The organism is Holospora obtusa F1 (assembly GCF_000469665.2).
In the GTDB taxonomy this organism is placed as follows: Bacteria; Pseudomonadota; Alphaproteobacteria; order Holosporales; family Holosporaceae; genus Holospora; species Holospora obtusa.
Window position 1 is genome coordinate 1 of record NZ_AWTR02000020.1, and the last position, 3,822, is coordinate 3,822.

The window sequence follows — 3,822 nt, forward strand, 5'->3', positions numbered from 1 at the left end:
GTGAAAACCTCATTGAATCATTTTGCAATAAAACAAAAACTATTGTTAAAAGCCAATGTTTTAATGTTCAATGAACTTCAAATTTTGAAAGGTGCTACGTAAGATGAGTAATTAATAATCATATTCCTTACACTTATAGCGCTGAACCTTGCGTACTATACCGTTCCTTATGCAGTTTTTGGAATTACACTTCTTGCAATGCATTGCTGATGACCTTAATACGACACTATAGTCGTATGTTGACATAAATCTATCTAAACGTCAAAACTCTCAAAATTTAATTTAGGTTTTGTGAACGCACTTATAGTAAATTAAGTTGAGATTCACAAACAGATAGATAAAAATACGGTCCCGCCCCTTAAGTTGACTTTTTTCGATATTTTTTGAGAATTTAATAAGAATTGAAAGGAAATATCTGTTAAATGAGAGATTATGCGTTGCAAGATGATAGTGGGGGGCGAATAAAGGAGAGTTTACCTAGAAAATCAGGGTATTACAGCCAAGGATGACCGCCTGTTTGTTGAGACTATTTTATACCGTTACCGTGAGGGAATTCCTTGGCGTGATTTACCAGAGAGGTTTATTGATTTTAAAGCCATCCACATCCGATTTACCCTTTGAAGCCAAAAAGTTGATGGACAAAGGTCTTTGAAATTCCGTCTCAAGACGATGATCATGAGTGCGCGATGATCGATGCAACGATTGTGCCGGATCATCAACACAGCACAAGCTCTAAAAAAAAGCATCATCAAGCCATTGGACGTTTTTGAGCTTCAAAATTTATGCACCGTGTGATACCCATGGAAATCCGGTCTCTTTCACCGTACACAAGGACAGGACCATGATTTGGAAGGGAGGGGATGCGTTGATGGATCGCCTTTTGAAGGCTGATACGATGCATGTCGATAAAGCGTACGATGCCGATGAAAGGGGGAAAGAAAACTTAAAGAAAAGGGGCGTGATTCCACCTAAAAAGAACTGTTTTGAGTCTTGAAATTATGTAAATATTTTTATAAATTTCATCACTTGATTGAAAATTTTTTCGCTAAACTTAAGGCAGTACCGCGCCATTGCCACACGCTATGATAAAACGTCTTTAAATTAAGCCATACTCAGATTAAATAACGTTTACGCATTTTGTATCTATCTTTATGTATCTTATCACGATGAGAACTTTTTCCTCCCTTTCTTCCCCATATTTTATTTTTCCAACGTTGATCCGTTTGTATGATATCATGCGGTAATTTAACCTTTTTGCATAAGCTGATTATATTTCGTTAATTTATTTTGCTATCATTAAGCTATGCTTGCTAAACTTATTTTTTTTTCGTATGCTACAATTCGGTAGTGTAGTAAGAGGTTTGATGTCTGAGTTTGCGCTTCGTCCCGCACATGTTTTATTAATTTTTTATTTTTTTGTATCAATCAATCTTTGAGTTTAGCGTTAGGTATAGAAAAACAAAAAATAAATATTCGTTTGAAAAAGAGTATCCAAAATCTTCGTCAGCTTTTGACGATATCGACGAAGTAAAAGCTGGAGTAAAATTTTTATCAGTTTTTCGTTTATTAGTTGACGAATATGTGGATCGTATTGGTGCAAAAGAGATGCGAAAAATGTTAGAAGGAGCGATCAATGGAATGTTGAGCTCATTAGATCCTCACTCGGGTCTTGTGCCACAAAATCTTCTTGATGAGATGGAAGGAGAGTTTGGTGGGCTAGGTATTCAAATTTCTCCTATTTTAGTTCAAGGCACTGATCGAACTGAGTTAACCATTGTTTCGATTCTGGAGGGAAATCCAAAAACACCGGCACAAATTTCAGGACTTAAACCAAAAGACGTTATTATTGCCATCGATAACACGTTTTATGATCGGTATGATGAAGCAGTTAAAAAGATGCGAGGCGCTCCCGGAACAAAAGTAGTCTTAACGATAAAAAGAAGAGTAATGGAGAAGGATAAGATTTTTAATATTTCCTTAACTCGTGCTGTAATTAAAGTTGATTCTGTGAAGTACCGTCTTGAGCCTAATAGCAATACAGGGTATGTACGCATTAATGTATTTGATTCTAAAACGGGAAAATTGGTGGAAAAGGCATTAAAAGATCTGTACAAATTAAATCCTAATCTAAATAGTCTTGTCATTGATTTGCGTAATAATCATGGGGGATATCTTGATCAGGCAATAAAAGTAGCAAGCTTGTTTTTGTCTTCTGGGGCTGTCGTGCAAGTCAAAGACAAGAAAAATTTACGTGTACATTCAGTTGTTCCCGGGAAAGTGATTGTAGGAAAAAATGGAATGTACGATGCCGCCATATTGGTGCTCGTAAATGGATATTCTGCTTCAGCTTCGGAAATACTAGCTGCTGCTTTAAAAGATCACAATCGTGCAATTATTGTGGGAAAGATGACGTTTGGAAAGGGATCTGTGCAAGATCTTAGAGTTCTTGATCCTCATTTAGCATTTAAGTTTACCTCTAGTCGTTTTTATTCTCCTAAGGGATTCCCTATTCAAGGTGCCGGAGTTATGCCACATGTTGTGCTTAAAACTCCTCAAGATTCCTTGGATTCAGATAAATTAGATATTAAAGAAAGCAGTCTTCCTGGTGCGCTTGAAAGAAAATCTTTAGATCAAACAACTCTACCTTTTCAGCTTCCGATCGATTCTGATTTGTCTAAGAAGAAAAAACCTTCTGGGTTTGGAGTTCCTGTTGACGATTCTATTTACGTTGCGCAATCTTCTGGTGAGAAAGATAAAGTCGTAAATTTTACAGAGTCCTTAGAGCCAGATTACGAACTTTTGCAAACGATGGATTTAGCAAAAGCCTTAGGGCATCAATTTGAACAATACGTATCAAGGTCTTCCCGTGAAAAGAAAAAATAATCTATGGATGATTCCTAATCTTATTTCTCTGCTTCGTATCGTATTGACGCCAGTTATTTGTTTTTTGTTGTTGACTCAAGATACTCGTGCTAGAAGTTATGCTTTTATTATTTTTATTATGGCATGTTTGACGGATTATGCAGATGGGTACATTGCTCGTCAGCAACAAAAGGTGTCACAATTTGGTATGGTATTAGATCCTTTTGCGGATAAATGTTTAATGAGCTCATTATCTTTTACGTTAATGTATGCGCAATTTTGCGATCTTACCAAATTTTTATGTCTTTCTTTTATGATGCTCAGAGATACAGCCGTAAGTACCTTAAGAAGTTTTGCAGGACATCAGCGTATTCCTGTGCATAGTCATGCAAAAATTAAAACTACGTTACAAATGATGGGAATGGCAGCCATGATTTTTCCTCACGCTGGAGGTTCTTCTATGGCATCTTGGTTATTATTCAGTAGCTGTGTAATTAGTCTCTATACAGGTGGGCTATATTTTTTTCAAGCATTTAAGCGATTTTAAAAAATTCTCAACAAGAGCTAAATCTGGAAAATAGAAAAGGCAAAAACATAAACTTTTACCGCTTTTATCATTAGCTCTCTTGGTAAACTGTTGTTACCTTAACTCTGTAACAGTTGAATTATAATAAAGAAAAAAAGCATTATAGTAATTTAGCTTGAAAACGGGACAAAGAGATGCTATTTTTAAGAGAAAATGACAAAGAAAACAATACATCTTAGATCTAAGAGAACGAGTAATAGAATATATTAAGCTTGGTAATAATCAAAACACGACATCCAAGATATTTAAAGTTAATAACTCATCTTACGTAGCACCTTTCAAAATTTGAAGTTCATTGAACATTAAAACATTGGCTTTTAACAATAGTTTTTGTTTTATTGCAAAATGATTCAATGAGGTTTTCACTTTCAATA

General features: G+C 35.4%; 4 protein-coding genes and 1 pseudogene. 4 read left to right on the plus strand and 1 reads right to left on the minus strand.

Annotation, left to right across the window (positions count from 1 at the left end):
* Window positions 1-111: 111 nt before the first annotated feature.
* Entirely contained in the window at window positions 112-246 is a 135-nt protein-coding gene (locus P618_RS09015; RefSeq protein WP_420805308.1) for a transposase-like zinc-binding domain-containing protein, read from the minus strand.
* Window positions 247-422: 176 nt separating this feature from the next.
* Here P618_RS09015 and P618_RS09020 point away from each other — a divergent pair.
* The 4 genes and pseudogenes from P618_RS09020 to P618_RS09025 all read left to right on the plus strand — a co-directional run bounded on the left by P618_RS09020 (window position 423) and on the right by P618_RS09025 (window position 3,737).
* Window positions 423-1,105 (plus strand): annotated as a pseudogene (locus P618_RS09020) (IS5 family transposase).
* 311 nt (window positions 1,106-1,416) lie between these two features.
* Window positions 1,417-2,883, plus strand: a complete 1,467-nt coding sequence (locus P618_RS00795; RefSeq protein WP_024160998.1) for a S41 family peptidase — start codon at window positions 1,417-1,419, stop codon at window positions 2,881-2,883.
* 7 nt (window positions 2,884-2,890) lie between these two features.
* Complete coding sequence (locus P618_RS00800) at window positions 2,891-3,409, plus strand: CDP-alcohol phosphatidyltransferase family protein (protein WP_156918934.1); 519 nt, start codon at window positions 2,891-2,893, stop codon at window positions 3,407-3,409.
* 211 nt (window positions 3,410-3,620) lie between these two features.
* Window positions 3,621-3,737, plus strand: a complete 117-nt coding sequence (locus P618_RS09025) for an IS630 transposase-related protein (RefSeq protein ID WP_156918935.1) — start codon at window positions 3,621-3,623, stop codon at window positions 3,735-3,737.
* Window positions 3,738-3,822: the final 85 nt, after the last annotated feature.

Bases quoted from the DNA above. Each gene is read 5' to 3' on its own strand.
- P618_RS00800 (WP_156918934.1), top strand. From the start codon at position 2,891: ATGATTCCTAATCTTATTTCTCTGCTTCGTATCGTATTGACGCCAGTT.
- P618_RS09015 (WP_420805308.1), bottom strand. From the start codon at position 246: ATGTCAACATACGACTATAGTGTCGTATTAAGGTCATCAGCAATGCAT.